Source organism: Shinella sp. WSC3-e (assembly GCF_945994535.1).
Taxonomy (GTDB): Bacteria; Pseudomonadota; Alphaproteobacteria; order Rhizobiales; family Rhizobiaceae; genus Shinella; species Shinella yambaruensis.
Map to the genome: position 1 here is coordinate 3,715,585 of NZ_OZ000530.1, position 14,509 is coordinate 3,730,093.

Below are 14,509 nucleotides of genomic sequence, written 5' to 3' on the forward strand. Positions count from 1 at the left end.
CGGCATCGGATATCCCGTTTGACTCTCCCCCTCCGCTTTGCCAGTTTTGATTTCGGGAGAACCGCCGGGCTCGCGCCGTTCGTGCGCCGGGCCTGGTTCCAAGGCCGGCTGCAAGGTCGTCAGAACTGAGGAAGCACACATGAGCACCCCATCCATCGTCATCGCCAGCGCCGGCCGCACCGCGGTCGGTTCCTTCAACGGAGCTTTCGCCAACACGCCCGCCCACGAGCTCGGGGCGGCGGTCATTTCGGCGGTTCTGGAGCGCGCAGGCGTTGCGGCGGGCGAGGTGAACGAGGTGATCCTCGGCCAGGTCCTGCCGGCCGGCGAAGGCCAGAACCCGGCCCGCCAGGCCGCCATGAAGGCCGGCGTCCCGCAGGAGGCGACCGCCTGGGGCATGAACCAGCTCTGCGGCTCGGGCCTGCGCGCCGTGGCGCTCGGCATGCAGCAGATCGCCACGGGCGATGCCGGCATCATCGTCGCGGGGGGCATGGAATCCATGTCCATGGCGCCGCATTGCGCGCACCTGCGCGGCGGCGTGAAGATGGGCGATTTCAAGATGATCGACACGATGATCAAGGACGGCCTGACCGACGCCTTCTACGGCTACCACATGGGCATCACCGCCGAGAACGTCGCCAAGCAGTGGCAGCTTTCGCGCGACGAGCAGGATGCCTTCGCCGTTTCCTCGCAGAACAAGGCCGAAGCCGCCCAGAAGGAAGGTCGCTTCAAGGACGAGATCGTTCCCTTCATCGTCAAGGGCCGCAAGGGCGACGTCACGGTCGACGCCGACGAATATATCCGCCATGGCGCGACGCTCGATTCGATGGCCAAGCTGCGGCCCGCCTTCGACAAGGAAGGCACCGTGACGGCCGCCAATGCCTCCGGCATCAATGACGGCGCAGCCGCCGCCCTCCTGATGAGCGAGGCGGAAGCCTCCCGCCGCGGCATCCAGCCGCTCGCCCGCATCGTCTCCTGGGCGACCGCCGGCGTCGATCCGAAGATCATGGGCACCGGCCCGATCCCGGCCTCCCGCAAGGCGCTCGAGCGCGCCGGTTGGAAAATCGGCGACCTCGACCTCGTGGAAGCCAACGAGGCCTTCGCCGCCCAGGCCTGCGCCGTCAACAAGGATCTCGGCTGGGATCCGTCGATCGTCAACGTCAACGGCGGCGCCATCGCCATCGGTCACCCGATCGGTGCCTCCGGCGCCCGCATCCTCAACACGCTCCTCTTCGAGATGAAGCGTCGCGGCGCCTCGAAGGGCCTCGCCACGCTCTGCATCGGCGGCGGCATGGGCGTGGCGATGTGCGTTGAGAGCATGTAAGCAAAAGCTTACAAGCTACTTTGCCAGGACCCGCCGCCGGCGGGGCGACGGGTCGACTCGAAAAACAGTTTCAGGGGAGTGAGCCACATGAGCAGGGTAGCATTGGTAACGGGCGGATCGCGAGGCATCGGCGCGGCCATTTCGGTGGCGCTGAAGGCCGCCGGATACAAGGTGGCCGCAAACTATGCCGGCAATGACGACGCCGCGAACGCCTTCAAGGCGGAGACCGGCATCCCGGTCTACAAATGGGACGTTTCGAGCTACGAATCCTGCGTCGAGGGGATCGGCAAGGTGGAGGCCGATCTCGGACCGGTGGACATCCTCGTCAACAATGCGGGCATCACCCGCGATGCGATGTTCCACAAGATGACGCCGGACCAATGGGGCGCGGTGATCAACACCAACCTCACCGGCCTCTTCAACATGACCCATCCGGTCTGGTCCGGCATGCGCGACCGCAGCTTCGGCCGCGTCATCAACATCTCCTCGATCAACGGCCAGAAGGGCCAGATGGGCCAGGCGAACTATTCCGCCGCCAAGGCCGGCGACCTCGGCTTCACCAAGGCGCTCGCCCAGGAAGGCGCCGCCAAGGGCATCACGGTTAACGCCATCTGCCCGGGCTACATCGGCACCGAGATGGTGCGCGCCATCCCGGAAAAGGTGCTGAACGAGCGGATCATCCCGCAGATCCCGGTCGGCCGCCTCGGCGAGCCGGACGAGATCGCCCGCATCGTCGTCTTCCTCGCCTCGGACGATGCCGGCTTCATCACCGGCTCGACCATCTCGGCCAACGGCGGCCAGTTCTTCGTCTGACCGCCTTTCATCGCAAACGGAACACGGCGCCTTCGGGCGCCGTTTTCCATGGTAGGATCGACCGGAAAGGAGCGCGCCATGAAACAGGAAAAGTTGAGCGAAGAGGCGATTTCCGCGGCGATCGCGGCCCTTGACGGCTGGACCCGCTCGGATGACGGCATCGCCATCGAGAAGAAATTCAAGTTCAAGACCTTCCGCGAAGCCTTCGGCTTCATGACCGAGGGCGCGCTGGCGGCGGAAAAATTCAACCATCATCCCGAATGGTTCAACGTCTACAACCGCGTCGAGGTGCGCCTCACGAACCACGATGCGGGCGGCCTCACCGAGCTCGACGTCAAGCTGGCGACGGCAATGGACAACGCGGCGGCCGCGCGCACGAAGAGTTGAAGACCTGTGAAGCCGTTCCCATATCATTCCCGCCGGGTTTTTTCCGGCATCGCCACCTGAAGGAGGCCATGCATGGATGATGTGAAGATCGGCGAGATTCTTCTGCCGGGAGACGAGGACGAGCAAGAGCGTCAGGAGAACCGCGTGAAGAAACGGTTCTGGCCGGTCCTCAAGCGCGCGATGCGGCAGGTGCCGTTCTCGCGCGACCTCGTCGCCGCCTACTATTGCGCGCTGGATTCCCGCACGCCCACCAAGGTTCGCGGCATCCTGCTCGCCGCTCTCGCCTATTTCGTATTGCCGCTCGACGGCATTCCGGATTTCTTCGCGCTGGTCGGCTTTTCCGACGACATCGCCGTGCTGACCGCCGCCTTCGCCGCCATCCGCGGGCATATCCGCGAGGACCACTACGTGGCCGCCGACAAGGCGCTCGCGGACGAGCCGGATGTCCAACCGGCCGGCTGAGCCCGGCCGCCGCCCGTCCTGCACTCGACCCGCGGTGGCGAAGTCAAATTCTTGCCCTATTCCTTGTGCCTTAAATGGCTTCGACGGGTTCTATCTCACCAAATGGGGACTGGGCACGCTCGCCTTTCTCAGCGATTCCAGCAAACGTGCATAGCGGTTTTGCGCCCGGGATTGCGCCGACAGGAGCGGTAGCGTTTTCACGACCGGCGGAAGCGCTCCGGAAGGCAGCAGCGGAAACTTGACGCGAATTTGTCCCGGTGCGGCGCGGATGACCTTTGTAAAATGAGCGCATGTTGACGGTTTGGTAACCTGAATTAAGTCAAAATGAATCAAATCGTCATCATGCGTGGCCGACACCGGCATCGAGGGCACCGCCTTCGGCCGGGCAATCACTGGCAAGACAACCGGCAGGAAAACATGTTCGTAAGAAAGCTCGCAACCGCACTCGCCCTCGTCGTCGTGACCGCAGGCGTTGCCTCGGCCCAGACGCCGACGCGCATTCAGCAGTTCAATGCCTGGGGTGCCTATTCCTACCAGGCGAAAGGCGGCAAGGTCTGCTACGTGCTGTCGGTGCCGAAGGAGAAGAACCCGGCCGGCGTCGACCATGGCGACGTCTTCTTCCTCGTCTCCCAGCGCCCGGGCCAGAACATCAGCTACGAGCCGCAGGCGATGATGGGCTATCCGCTGCAGGAGGCCTCCAAGGTCAACGTCGTCATCGACGGGCGCACTTTCGTGATGTTCACCAAGGGCAATTCGGCCTGGGTGGAGAACGCCGCGGAAGAGCCGGCTTTGGTCGCGGCCATGAAGGGCGGCAGGGACATGCAGGTCCAGGCGAAATCCCGCCGCGGCACGGGCACCTCCTACTCTTATTCGCTGTCGGGCATTTCGGCGGCGCTGAAGCAGATCGAAAGCTGCCGCTGATTTCCCTGCGGGCAGAAACGGAAAGGGCCGGCGTTCTCGCCGGCCCTTTCGTTTGCGGAATGCTCACGCCTTGCTTTGCGCAAGAAGGATGAAGGCCGCAAGGACAAGCGCCGCCGCCACCGCAAAGGTCATGTGCATGCCCGTGGCGATCGCCGCGGGGTCCGCGCGCGTCACCGCCTTCGTGCCGACGGCGAGCGTGAAGATCGCGCCCATCAGGGAGGCGCCGGTGATGAGGCCGAGATTGCGCGACAGGACGAGCAGGCCGGACGTGACGCCACGCTCCCCGGCGCCGACGCCGCCCATGACGGCCGCATTGTTGGCAGCCTGGAAAAGCTGATAGCCCGGCGTCAGCACGGCGATGGCCGCGACATAGCCGGCAAGGCCGAGGAGCGCGGACAGGACGGACAGCCCCAGCGCCCCCGCGACCATTGCGGCAAGCCCGCCCAATGCCATGCGCCGGGCGCCGAACCGGTCGACGAGGCGTCCTGCGACAACGCCGCTTGCCGTGGATACGAAGGGCCCGACCGCCAGCACGAAGCCGACGCCGGCCGGGCCCAACCCCAGCGCGCCGGCAAGATAGAACGGCCCGACGACGAGCGTCGCCATCATCACCGTGGCGACCAGTCCATTGGCGGCAAGGCTTGCGCGAAACCCGGCGCGGTGGAATGCGGCGGGCCGGATCAGCGGCGCCGCCGCCCGCTGCTGCCGCAGGATGAAGAGAGCCATGCCCACCGCAGAAGCGGCAAGGAAGACGGCATTGACCGGCCCGAAGGTGCTCGTCCCCATGGTCATCGCCAGCGCATAGGCCGTGAGCGTTGCGGCGAGCAGGCCGGCGCCCGGAAAATCGAAGCGGGCGACCGCCGCGCTGGCGCGATCGGCGGGCAGGAAGCGCCAGGCGAGTGCCAGCGCGGCAAGGCCGAAGGGGACGGCGGCGAGGAAAATCGCCGGCCAGCCGAAGCCGGCGATCAGCAGGCCGCCGAGCGAGGGGCCGAGAGCGGTGCCGACCGCGGACATGGTGCCGATGAGGCCCATACCGCTGCCGATCCGCTCCCGCGGCACGGTCTCGCTGACGAAGGCCATGGCGAGCGCCATCATCGCCGCCGCCCCCAGCCCCTGCAGGGCCCGGGCGGCGATCATGAGCGGCAGCGTCGGAGCCAGGCCCGCCAGCGCCGACGCGGCGGTGAACAGTGCAAGCCCCGCCAGAAACAGCCGGCGACGACCGAAAAGGTCGCCGAGGCGGCCGAGGCCGACGATCAGCACCGTGCTCGCCAGAAGATAGGCCAGCACCACCCACTGCACCTGCCCGAACGGCGCGGCAAAGGCTTCCGCGAGCGTCGGCAGGGCGACATTTGCGATGCTGGTGCCGAGCGAGGAGAGCAGGATGGCGAGCGACAGCCCGCAAAGCGCGCCGGTCGTGCGGCGTGTCGTCGTGATGGTCGGTGTATCCGCCATGGCGCTCTCCTGTCGTTGTCTCCTCCGACAGATAGATTCTCACCGGATAGGGCGGAAGGCGCATCGCCTGCACTTCATTCGTGCATCTGGCGCCATGTCATCCTTCTGTAAAAATGCTAGGATCGCGCCATGGCCCGGCCCGATCTGAACCTCCTCGTCACCCTCGACGTGCTGCTCGCCGAAGGCAGCGTCGCGCGCGCGGCGCAGCGGCTGCGGCTCAGCCCTTCCGCCATGAGCCGGGCGCTCGCCCGTCTTCGCGACGTGACCGGCGATCCGCTCCTGGTGCGCGCCGGGCGCGGCCTTGTGCCGACACCGCGGGCGCTCGTCCTGCGCCAGGCGGTCGGGCGCGTCGTCGAGGAGGCCGAAACCCTGCTGCGACCGGCCGAACTGCTCGACCCCAAAACCCTCGTGCGAACCTTCACGCTGCGCAACCGCGAGGGTTTCGTCGAGACCTTCGGGCCGGCCCTCCTGGCGCGCATCGCCCGGGAGGCGCCGGGCGTGAAACTCCGCTTCGTGGCGAAGCCCGACAAGGAGAGCACGCCTTTGCGGGACGGCGCGGTGGATCTCGAAACCGGCGTGATCGGCAGCACGACAGGGCCGGAAGTACGGGCGCAGGCACTGTTTCGCGACCGGTTCATCGGTGTCGTGCGTAAAAAGCATCCGCTCACCGAAGGCCCGGTGACGCCTGAGCGTTATGCAGGCGGAACGCACATCCTCGTCTCCCGACGGGGACGCGATGGCGGCCTAGTCGACGAGGCGCTCGCCCGGCTCGGCCTGGCGCGCCGCATCGCCGTCACCGTCGCGAGCTTTTCGGAGGCTTTGGCACTCGCCCGGGACTCGGACCTCGTCACGGAGGTGCCGGAGCGCTATACGGCGCGGCTGCGGGAGGGCATGGCGGACTTCGCCCTGCCGCTTGCCCTGCCCGAGCACACCGTCTCCATGCTCTGGCATCCACGCCTCGATGCCGATCCGGCCCATCGCTGGCTGCGGGCGTGCCTGCGCGCCGTCTGCACGGAGAGGTGACTTTCCGCCGGAACAGTGCTAAAGGGCCGGCAACCGGGCCGCAAGCCGCGTTTTCAGACGCTCCTGGCCCCCAATGAACTTCTATCGAGAATGGACCGCTTGCGGCGCAGGAACCTGCGCCGGCGTGCCATGATCTTGAGGATGACCCGATGGCAAGCATGGACTTTCTCAACACGGCCGAGCCCGTCAAGGCGCCGCTGGTGCGCACTCTTCCCGCCGCTGAAAAGCCCTCGCTGATCGGCCTTTCGCGCGAGGAGATGGGCCGCGCGCTCGTCGAAAAGGGCGTCAACGAGCGCCAGGTGAAGATGCGCGTCAGCCAGCTCTGGCACTGGCTCTATGTGCGCGGCGTTTCCGATTTCGACGACATGACCAATGTCTCCAAGGACATGCGCGAAATGCTGAAGGCGCATTTCACCATCGCCCGCCCCGAGATCGTCGACGAGCAGATCTCCAGCGACGGTACGCGCAAATGGCTCTTGCGCTTCCCCCCGCGCGGCGCCGGCCGGCCGGTGGAGATCGAGACCGTCTATATTCCGGAAGAGGGCCGCGGCACGCTCTGCATTTCCAGCCAGGTCGGCTGCACGCTCACCTGTTCCTTCTGTCATACCGGAACGCAGAAGCTGGTGCGCAACCTGACGGCCGAGGAAATCCTCTCGCAGCTGCTGCTCGCCCGCGACCGGCTAGGCGATTTCCCGGACCGCGACACGCCGGCCGGCGCCATCGTGCCGGCGGAAGGACGCAAGGTCTCCAACATCGTCATGATGGGCATGGGCGAGCCGCTCTACAATTTCGAGAGCGTCAAGACGGCGCTGCTGATCGCCACCGACGGCGACGGCCTGTCACTCTCCAAGCGCCGCGTGACGCTGTCGACCTCAGGCATCGTGCCAGAGATCTATCGCACGGGCTCGGAGATCGGTGTCATGCTGGCGATCTCGCTGCATGCCGTGCGCGACGACCTGCGCGACATGCTGGTGCCGATCAACAAGAAGTATCCGCTGAAGGAGCTGCTCGACGCCTGCCGCGCCTATCCGAGCCTGTCGAACGCCCGGCGCATCACCTTCGAATATGTGATGCTGAAGGACGTCAACGACACGCTGGAGGACGCCAAGCTGCTGGTGCAGCTGCTGAAGGGCATTCCCGCGAAGATCAACCTCATCCCCTTCAATCCCTGGCCGGGCACCAACTACCAGTGTTCCGACTGGGAGCAGATCGAGCGTTTCGCCGATTTCATCAACCAGGCCGGCTACGCCTCGCCGATCCGCACCCCGCGCGGCCGCGACATCCTCGCCGCCTGCGGCCAGCTGAAATCGGAATCCGAGCGCATGCGCAAGGTCGACCGCATGGCCTTCGAGGCGATGATGATCGTCGGGCACGGCGAGGACGACTGAAAGGCCCCTCATCCGGTTGCGCCGGGGCCGCGTCCTCCCGAGGTGAGAACCTCTCCTCCGGCATGCTCGGGCTCGACCCGGGCGTCCACGCCGCGGGTGCCGACACTTTGCCGCACCCATCTCATCATGAATTGTGATTGAAGCAGTCGATTCCGAGAATTGATTTGAAGGCACGTTTTGCCTAGAACCGGCCTAAAATCATTCTAGGGAGACCATCCATGCGCCATCTTCTGCTCGCTTTCGCGGCGACGCTCGCGATTTCGCTGCCGGCCAAGGCCGAGGACGTCACGGTTGCCGTGACCGCCATCGTCGAACATCCGGCCCTCGACGCCGCCCGTGACGGCGTGAAGGAAGCGCTGGAGGCCGCCGGCTACAAGGAAGGCGAGAACCTGAAGTTCCTCTACGAATCGGCGCAGGGCAACCCCGCGACGGCCGCGCAGATCGCCCGCCAGTTCGCCGGTGAAGACCCGAGCGTCATCGTGCCGATCTCCACGCCCTCCGCCCAGGCCGTGGTTTCCGCGACGAAGGACATCCCGATCGTCTTCACGGCCGTCTCCGACCCGCTCGGCGCGCAGCTCGTCAGGGACATGGACAAGCCCGGCGGCAACGTCACCGGCCTTTCGGACATGTCGCCGGTCGCCGAGCACATCGCGCTGATCCAGGAAATCCTGCCCGAAGCCAAGACGGTCGGCTACCTCTACAATTCGGGCGAGGCGAACTCCGTCTCGCTGCTCGCCGTCTTGAAGGAAGAAGCCGAAAAGGCCGGCCTGACAGTCGTCGAATCCGCCGCGACCAAGTCCGCCGAAGTCCAGGGCGCCGCCCGCGCGCTCGTCGGCCGTGCCGACGCGATCTATATCCCGACGGACAACACGATCATCTCGGCCCTCGAAGGCGCGGTTGCCGTCGCCGAGGAAGCCAAGCTGCCGCTCTTCACCGCCGACACGGATTCCGTTTCGCGCGGCGCCATCGCGGCGCTCGGCTTCAACTACAAGGACGTCGGCAAGCAGACAGGCGAGATCGTCGTGCGCATCCTCAAGGGCGAGACCCCGGGCGACATCGCCGTGAAGGTTGCCGCCGGCACCGACCTCGTCGTCAATAAGGGCGCGGCTGCCAAGATGGGCGTCACGCTTCCGGAAGCCGTCGTCGGCCGTGCGACCCGCGTGATCGAATAAGCCCGGGTTATCCGGACATTCCCAATCGGAATCAACCGCTGCCGGATCGCCCGGCAGCGGTTGATCTGTTAAGAAGACCCCTCCCGCGGAAAATGCGGAACGGGTGACAAAGAGAAAGCCGAAACCGTGAGCCTGATTGCCTTCTGGGGTGCCGTCGAACTGGGGCTGGTCTATGCCTTCGTCGCGATCGGCGTCTACCTTGCCTTCCGCGTGCTGGATTTTCCGGACCTGACGGTGGACGGCTCGTTTCCGCTCGGCGCGGCCGTCGCGGCCGTGCTGATCATCGCCGGCGTCAACCCGTGGATCGCCGCGGCGGTCGCCATGGTGGCCGGCGCCATTGCCGGCCTCGTCACGGCGACGCTGAACGTGCGCTTCCGCATCCTCAACCTGCTCGCCTCGATCCTGACCATGATCGCGCTCTTCTCGGTCAACCTGCGCGTCATGGGCAAGCCGAACGTCGCGCTGATCAATGCCGACACGATGATCAGCCCGTTCTTCGGCCATGGGCTGCGCGATTTCTATGTCCGCCCGCTCTTCATCGGCATTCTGGTAATCGTTGCGGTCGTGGTCGTCTGGCGCTTCCTGGAAAGCGATGCCGGCCTTTCGATGCGCGCGACGGGGGCGAATGCCCGCATGGCCCGCGCGCAGGGCGTTAACACCAACCGCCAGATCTATCTCGGCATCGCCCTCTCCAATGCGCTCGTCGCACTCGGCGGCGCGCTCTTTGCCCAGACGAACGGTTTTGCCGATGTCACTTCGGGCGTCGGCACCATCGTCGTCGGCCTTGCCGCCGTCATCATCGGCGAGACGCTGTTCGGCGCCAGGGGCATCCTCATCGCGCTGATCGGCTGCGTGCTCGGCTCGATCCTCTACCGCATCGCCATCCAGCTCGCGCTCTCCTCCGACGTGCTTGGCCTCCAGGCCTCCGACCTCAATTTCGTGACGGCCCTGCTCGTCACCGTGGCGCTCGTCCTGCCGCGCCTTCGCCGCGGGGGAGTCGCCTGATGATCTCCGTCTCCGATATCAAGGTCGTCTTCGGCAAGGGCACGCCGCTGCAGAAGCAGGCGCTGAACGGCGTCAGCCTCACCATCGAGGAAGGCCAGTTCGTCACCGTCATCGGCTCGAACGGCGCCGGCAAGTCGACGCTGCTCGGCGTTCTGGCCGGCGACGTCATCGCCACCGAAGGGCAGGTGAAGATCGGCACGACGGACGTGACCCGCCAGGGCACCGCCGCCCGCGCCGGCCGCGTCGCCCGCGTCTTCCAGGACCCGCTGACCGGCAGCTGCGGCGCGCTCTCCATCGAGGAGAACCTTGCGCTCGCCGCCCGCCGCGGCGAACGGCGCGGCCTTGCCTCCGCCCTCGGCCCCCAGCGCCGCGCACTTTTCCGCGAGCGCATCGCCGAACTGAACCTCGGCCTCGAAAACCGCATGCGCGACCGGATGGACCTGCTCTCCGGCGGCCAGCGCCAGGCCGTCTCGCTCGTCATGGCGACGCTCGCCGGCTCCGACGTGCTGCTGCTCGACGAGCACACCGCGGCGCTCGATCCCGGCATGGCCGAGTTCATCATGACCCTCACGCAGAAGATCGTCTCCGAGCGCAAGCTGACGACGCTGATGGTGACGCACTCCATGCGCCAGGCGCTGGACTACGGCCACCGCACCGTCATGCTGCACGGCGGCGAGATCGTTCTCGACGTCTCCGGCGACAGCCGCAAGACGCTGCAGGTCGAGGACCTGATCGCCATGTTCCGCAAGATGCGCGGCCAGACGCTGGACGACGACGCGCTGCTGATCGGCTGAGGCGCCACCAAAGCGCCCGATTCCCTGCGCAGCGTGGCGCGTCGGAGAAGGAGGCGCCCATGCTGTTTCGTCGCGCGCTGCTTGCAGGCGGCCTGGTCTCGGGGGCCGCCCTCGTTTTGCCGGCGGGCTTGCGGGCACAGCCAGCCGAAGACGACGCGCAAAAACTCGTGGCGGCGGCGCGGCGGCAGATCGGCGTCACGCTGACCTATGATCCCGCCTATTCCCGGCTGGACTATCCCGGCGGCGACGTGCCGCGGGAGCGGGGCGTGTGCACCGACGTGATCGTGCGCGCCTATCGCGACGGCCTTGCCATCGATCTCCAGGTCCTCGTGCACGAGGACATGCGCAAGGCCTTTTCCGCCTATCCGCCGCTCTGGGGCCTGAAGCGCACCGACCGCAACATCGACCATCGCCGCGTGCCGAACCTGCAGACCTTCCTGAAGCGGGCGGGTGCCGCCCTGCCGGTCAGCAGGGACGGCGCGGACTACCGGCCGGGCGACATCGTCTCGCAGATGCTGCCGGGCAACCTGCCGCATATCGGCATCGTGGCGGACGACCGCAGCGCCGACGGCGCGCGCCCCCTCCTCGTGCACAATATCGGTGCCGGGGCGCGGCTGGAGGACGTGCTCTTCGCCTATCCCCTCACTGGCCACTACCGCTATCGGGTGTGACCCTGCTCAGCGCGCCTGCGTAAACAGGATCTTCGCCGCGAAGACGGAGAAGACGCCGGCAAACGTATAGTCGATGCCGCGCAGCACCCTGGGGTTCTGCTGGAGCCAGGACGCCAGCTTGTCGGCGGCGAGGATCACCAGGATGTTCACGGGAATGCCGACGACGATGAAGAACAGGCCGAGGAAGATCAGCTTGCCGGTGACATCGGGATCGCCCGCGCTGATGAACTGCGGCAGGAAGGTCATGAAGAAGATGATGACCTTCGGATTGAGCAGGTTCACCCAGAAGCCGCTGGAAATATTGGCCAGCGCCGTGCCGCGCGGCCCCGCCGTCGCCTTGACGGAGAGGCTGGAGCCGTAGCGGATCGCCTGGATGGCCAGCCACAGGAGATAGGCGGCACCGCCGGTCTTCAGCATCAGGAAGGCGGTCGGCGAGGCCGTGATAAGGGCGGAGATGCCGAAGGCGACCAGCAGCGTGTGCACCACGATGCCGAGGCTGGTGCCGGCCACCACATAGAGCGCCGGCCCGCGCCCCTGCGAGAGCGCACGGCTGATCGACAGCGTCATGTCGGGGCCGGGCGTCATCGCGAGCAGCAGGCTCGCGGCCGTGAAGGCGAGAAGCGTCGGAAGCGTGGGCAGGAAGTCCATGGTGAAGCCCTGAAAGCCGGAGGAGGTGAGAAACCTCTAATCCGGCTTTCCGGAAAATGCCAATCAAAGTCTATGATCGGCTGTAACGGCGATCCTTTGTCACCCGCCCTCCGCCATGACGGCGTGCCTGGGCAAGGCTCCCGGCATCAGGCGCCTTCGACGAAGGCGCGGAACTTTTCGGCATAATCCTTGTGCCAGCGCGACAGCGGCGGACGGTTCTCGATGACGTCGCCGATCGCCCAGGCCATGCGACGCTCGTCGAGCGCGCGGGGGACATCGTTGTCCGGGCACAGGATGTAGAAATCGCCGCGCTCCAGGCTCTGCATCATGAAATCGACGGTCTGGGCCGGCGTCCAGGCGGCATCCGGCTTTTCCGTCCGCTCGCCCTTCGTCAGCTCGGTGAAGACGAAGCCGGGGATCAGGAGATGGGCCGAGAGCCGTGCCCCCGCCGTATTGCGCAATTCGTGCTGGAGCGCCTCGGTGAAGACCTTCACGCCGGCCTTGGAGACATTGTAGGCGGGGTTGCCGGGCGGCGTTGTGATGCCCTGCTTGGAGCCGGTGTTGATGATGAGGCCTGCTTCGCCATGGGCCAGCATGTTCGGCCCGAAGACCTGCGTGCCGTGGATGACGCCCATCAGGTTGACGGCGAGGATATGGTCCCAGCTCGCCTCGGCGCTGAAGATGGAGGTGTCCGGCTGGATGCCGGCATTGTTCATTAGCACATGCACGCGCCCGAAGCGTTGCAGCACGGCGCGCTCCAGCGCCTCCAGCTGATGCCGGTGCGCGACGTCCGTCTCCACGGCCATGACATTCGCCTCGCCGGCAATGGCCTCGAGTTCGGCGCGCGCCTCGCCCAGCCGGTCGGCGTTGAGATCGGCGATGGCGATGCACATGCCGGCCTCGGCGAAGCGCCGTGCTGCGGCAAGGCCGATGCCGGCCGCGCCGCCCGTGATGACGGCGACATTGGATTCCTTGATGATGTCTCGCATGTTCGTCATGGGATCATCCCCTTCAATGGTCCACTCAGGGGAATATGGGGCCTGCGCCGGCCGGGTCAAATCACCCTTGCGTCACGTCGCGTCGGCGCGCGCCCTTGCGTCACGCGCCAATCTCGCTAAAAGTGCCGCGATACCGGGCCTTCGCGGGTTTGCCGCGCCCCTTCATGCAACGGACCTCATCACCATGGCATCACATAAAGACGTGAAGAAAGTCGTGCTGGCCTATTCGGGCGGCCTCGACACCTCGATCATCCTGAAATGGCTCCAGACCGAACTCAACGCGGAAGTCGTGACCTTCACCGCCGATCTCGGCCAGGGCGAAGAGCTGGAGCCGGCGCGCAAGAAGGCCGAAATGCTCGGCATCAAGGAGATCTTCATCGAGGACGTGCGCGAGGAATTCGTGCGCGATTTCGTCTTCCCGATGTTCCGCGCCAATGCCGTCTACGAGGGCGTCTACCTGCTCGGCACCTCGATCGCCCGCCCGCTGATCTCCAAGCATCTCATCGAGATCGCCGCCAAGACCGGCGCCGACGCCATCGCGCACGGCGCGACCGGCAAGGGCAACGACCAGGTCCGCTTCGAGCTGTCCGCCTATGCGCTGAACCCCGACATCAAGATCATCGCGCCCTGGCGCGACTGGTCGTTCAAGAGCCGCACGCATCTCCTGGAATTCGCCGAGCAGCACCAGATCCCGGTCGCCAAGGACAAGAAGGGCGAAGCGCCGTTCTCGGTCGACGCGAACCTCCTGCACTCCTCCTCCGAGGGCAAGGTGCTGGAAGACCCGGCCGTCGAGGCCCCGGAATATGTGCATATGCGCACCATTTCCCCGGAATCCGCACCGGACAAGGCGACTATCATCAAGGTCGGCTTCGAGCGCGGCGATGCCGTCTCCATCAACGGCGTGCGCATGTCGCCGGCGACGCTCTTGGCGACGCTCAACAATTACGGCCGCGACAACGGCATCGGCCGCCTCGACCTCGTGGAAAACCGCTTCGTCGGCATGAAGTCGCGCGGCGTCTACGAGACGCCCGGCGGCACGATCCTGCTCGCCGCGCACCGCGCCATCGAGAGCATCACGCTCGACCGCGGCGCCGCGCATCTCAAGGACGAGCTGATGCCGCGCTACGCCGAACTGATCTACTACGGCTTCTGGTTCTCGCCGGAGCGCGAGATGCTGCAGGCGCTGATCGACAAGAGCCAGGAGCATGTCGAGGGCGAAGTGACGCTGAAGCTCTACAAGGGCAATGTCATGGTCATCGGCCGCGAATCGGACAAGTCGCTCTATTCCGACACGCTGGTCACCTTCGAGGACGACCAGGGCGCCTACGACCAGAAGGATGCCGCCGGCTTCATCAAGCTGAACGCGCTGCGCCTGCGTACGCTCGCCGCCCGCAAGCGCCGCGGCTGATCACCGGATCGCGACCAGAAAAGAGGCCCGCTGCCGTTCCCGGCAG

At 66.2% G+C, this 14,509-nt stretch carries 15 protein-coding genes; 12 read left to right on the plus strand and 3 right to left on the minus strand.

The genetic code is table 11. From position 1 onward, the window contains the following. Positions 1–139: 139 nt before the first annotated feature. The 5 genes from AABF56_RS18300 (at position 140) to AABF56_RS18320 (ending at position 3,904) form a co-directional block, all read left to right on the plus strand. Complete coding sequence (locus AABF56_RS18300) at positions 140–1,321, plus strand: acetyl-CoA C-acetyltransferase (protein WP_244769178.1); 1,182 nt, start codon at positions 140–142, stop codon at positions 1,319–1,321. Positions 1,322–1,408: 87 nt separating this feature from the next. After that, positions 1,409–2,134: a beta-ketoacyl-ACP reductase gene (locus tag AABF56_RS18305; RefSeq protein WP_244769177.1), complete on the plus strand. Its 726-nt coding sequence runs from the start codon at positions 1,409–1,411 to the stop codon at positions 2,132–2,134. 78 nt (positions 2,135–2,212) lie between these two features. Further along, positions 2,213–2,521: a 4a-hydroxytetrahydrobiopterin dehydratase gene (locus AABF56_RS18310; RefSeq protein WP_244769176.1), complete on the plus strand. Its 309-nt coding sequence runs from the start codon at positions 2,213–2,215 to the stop codon at positions 2,519–2,521. Between the two features lie 72 nt (positions 2,522–2,593). Further along, a complete protein-coding gene (locus tag AABF56_RS18315; protein ID WP_272807056.1) occupies positions 2,594–2,983 on the plus strand; it encodes a YkvA family protein in 390 nt (129 codons plus the stop codon). Between the two features lie 417 nt (positions 2,984–3,400). Continuing rightward, positions 3,401–3,904 (plus strand): invasion associated locus B family protein, encoded by a 504-nt coding sequence (locus AABF56_RS18320; protein ID WP_064331875.1) that lies wholly within the window; start codon positions 3,401–3,403, stop codon positions 3,902–3,904. Between the two features lie 63 nt (positions 3,905–3,967). On the opposite strand, the gene AABF56_RS18325 is transcribed toward AABF56_RS18320, so the two are convergent. Next, positions 3,968–5,356 (minus strand): MFS transporter, encoded by a 1,389-nt coding sequence (locus AABF56_RS18325; RefSeq protein WP_272807057.1) that lies wholly within the window; start codon positions 5,354–5,356, stop codon positions 3,968–3,970. Between the two features lie 129 nt (positions 5,357–5,485). Between AABF56_RS18325 and AABF56_RS18330 the strand changes: the two genes are divergently transcribed. The 6 genes from AABF56_RS18330 (at position 5,486) to AABF56_RS18355 (ending at position 11,409) form a co-directional block, all read left to right on the plus strand. Beyond that, the gene (locus AABF56_RS18330; protein ID WP_272807058.1) at positions 5,486–6,379 is read left to right on the plus strand and encodes a LysR family transcriptional regulator; all 894 of its coding nucleotides are present in this window, start codon (positions 5,486–5,488) and stop codon (positions 6,377–6,379) included. A gap of 149 nt (positions 6,380–6,528) precedes the next feature. Beyond that, positions 6,529–7,767: a 23S rRNA (adenine(2503)-C(2))-methyltransferase RlmN gene (gene rlmN / locus AABF56_RS18335; protein ID WP_272807059.1), complete on the plus strand. Its 1,239-nt coding sequence runs from the start codon at positions 6,529–6,531 to the stop codon at positions 7,765–7,767. 218 nt (positions 7,768–7,985) lie between these two features. After that, a complete protein-coding gene (locus tag AABF56_RS18340) occupies positions 7,986–8,939 on the plus strand; it encodes an ABC transporter substrate-binding protein (RefSeq protein ID WP_272807060.1) in 954 nt (317 codons plus the stop codon). A 126-nt stretch (positions 8,940–9,065) separates the two neighbouring features. Next, positions 9,066–9,944, plus strand: coding sequence for an ABC transporter permease (locus AABF56_RS18345; protein ID WP_272807061.1), 879 nt, complete (start codon positions 9,066–9,068; stop codon positions 9,942–9,944). Beyond that, the gene (locus AABF56_RS18350; RefSeq protein WP_244769170.1) at positions 9,944–10,738 is read left to right on the plus strand and encodes an ABC transporter ATP-binding protein; all 795 of its coding nucleotides are present in this window, start codon (positions 9,944–9,946) and stop codon (positions 10,736–10,738) included. The genes AABF56_RS18345 and AABF56_RS18350 overlap by 1 nt, the downstream gene beginning before the upstream one ends. Before the next feature lie 59 nt (positions 10,739–10,797). Next, on the plus strand, positions 10,798–11,409 hold the full coding sequence (locus AABF56_RS18355) for a DUF1287 domain-containing protein (protein ID WP_272807062.1): 612 nt from the start codon (positions 10,798–10,800) through the stop codon (positions 11,407–11,409). Positions 11,410–11,415: 6 nt separating this feature from the next. On the opposite strand, the gene AABF56_RS18360 is transcribed toward AABF56_RS18355, so the two are convergent. Continuing rightward, positions 11,416–12,057, minus strand: a complete 642-nt coding sequence (locus AABF56_RS18360; protein WP_244769168.1) for a LysE family translocator — start codon at positions 12,055–12,057, stop codon at positions 11,416–11,418. Between the two features lie 146 nt (positions 12,058–12,203). Next, positions 12,204–13,055 carry an SDR family NAD(P)-dependent oxidoreductase gene (locus AABF56_RS18365; protein WP_272807063.1) on the minus strand — a complete coding sequence of 284 codons (852 nt, stop codon included), beginning with the start codon at positions 13,053–13,055 and terminating at the stop codon, positions 12,204–12,206. 184 nt (positions 13,056–13,239) lie between these two features. Between AABF56_RS18365 and AABF56_RS18370 the strand changes: the two genes are divergently transcribed. Beyond that, positions 13,240–14,463, plus strand: coding sequence for an argininosuccinate synthase (locus AABF56_RS18370; RefSeq protein ID WP_244769166.1), 1,224 nt, complete (start codon positions 13,240–13,242; stop codon positions 14,461–14,463). The last annotated feature ends 46 nt before the right edge of the window (positions 14,464–14,509 follow it).

Excerpts from the sequence above, each read along its gene's own strand:
- AABF56_RS18300 (WP_244769178.1), top strand. The coding sequence starts at position 140 with ATGAGCACCCCATCCATCGTCATCGCCAGCGCCGGCCGCACCGCGGTC.
- AABF56_RS18305 (WP_244769177.1), top strand. The coding sequence starts at position 1,409 with ATGAGCAGGGTAGCATTGGTAACGGGCGGATCGCGAGGCATCGGCGCG.
- AABF56_RS18310 (WP_244769176.1), top strand. The coding sequence starts at position 2,213 with ATGAAACAGGAAAAGTTGAGCGAAGAGGCGATTTCCGCGGCGATCGCG.
- AABF56_RS18315 (WP_272807056.1), top strand. The coding sequence starts at position 2,594 with ATGGATGATGTGAAGATCGGCGAGATTCTTCTGCCGGGAGACGAGGAC.
- AABF56_RS18320 (WP_064331875.1), top strand. The coding sequence starts at position 3,401 with ATGTTCGTAAGAAAGCTCGCAACCGCACTCGCCCTCGTCGTCGTGACC.
- AABF56_RS18325 (WP_272807057.1), bottom strand. The coding sequence starts at position 5,356 with ATGGCGGATACACCGACCATCACGACGACACGCCGCACGACCGGCGCG.
- AABF56_RS18330 (WP_272807058.1), top strand. The coding sequence starts at position 5,486 with ATGGCCCGGCCCGATCTGAACCTCCTCGTCACCCTCGACGTGCTGCTC.
- rlmN (WP_272807059.1), top strand. The coding sequence starts at position 6,529 with ATGGCAAGCATGGACTTTCTCAACACGGCCGAGCCCGTCAAGGCGCCG.
- AABF56_RS18340 (WP_272807060.1), top strand. The coding sequence starts at position 7,986 with ATGCGCCATCTTCTGCTCGCTTTCGCGGCGACGCTCGCGATTTCGCTG.
- AABF56_RS18350 (WP_244769170.1), top strand. The coding sequence starts at position 9,944 with ATGATCTCCGTCTCCGATATCAAGGTCGTCTTCGGCAAGGGCACGCCG.
- AABF56_RS18355 (WP_272807062.1), top strand. The coding sequence starts at position 10,798 with ATGCTGTTTCGTCGCGCGCTGCTTGCAGGCGGCCTGGTCTCGGGGGCC.
- AABF56_RS18360 (WP_244769168.1), bottom strand. The coding sequence starts at position 12,057 with ATGGACTTCCTGCCCACGCTTCCGACGCTTCTCGCCTTCACGGCCGCG.
- AABF56_RS18365 (WP_272807063.1), bottom strand. The coding sequence starts at position 13,055 with ATGACGAACATGCGAGACATCATCAAGGAATCCAATGTCGCCGTCATC.
- AABF56_RS18370 (WP_244769166.1), top strand. The coding sequence starts at position 13,240 with ATGGCATCACATAAAGACGTGAAGAAAGTCGTGCTGGCCTATTCGGGC.